We start from the raw sequence: 308 nt of genomic DNA on the forward strand, positions 1-308 counted from the left end.
CCTCATTATTTTATATTTCCAACTCTTAACGGGTTATAAAATTGGTTTGCAATTTCCTTTTTAACATCTTCAAGATCAATAGTTACTTTTACATTTTCACTAATATAAATATCTCTTAAATCTCTTTTTCTAATCATTGGTGCAACACAATCAGCTTTCATATCCATAGCATAATCCGCATGATGTTGTAGTGGTAATTCAGCTAATGCACAAGCTACCATTCTTTTATAATTACAAATGCTTCGTTTTTTACACACTTTACATTTTGTTGCTAACATTGTTAAAAATCTCATTATTTAAACCTCATC

The 308-nt window shown here is 28.6% G+C and carries 1 protein-coding gene; it reads right to left on the reverse strand.

The features are described from left to right. Window positions 1-5: 5 nt before the first annotated feature. Window positions 6-293 (reverse strand): hypothetical protein, encoded by a 288-nt coding sequence (locus KSU54_RS18720; protein WP_117561837.1) that lies wholly within the window; start codon window positions 291-293, stop codon window positions 6-8. Window positions 294-308: the final 15 nt, after the last annotated feature.

The sequence above is a fragment of the Erysipelatoclostridium sp. MSK.23.31 genome, from assembly GCF_019125875.1.
Classification (GTDB): Bacteria; Bacillota_I; Bacilli_A; order Erysipelotrichales; family Coprobacillaceae; genus Thomasclavelia; species Thomasclavelia ramosa.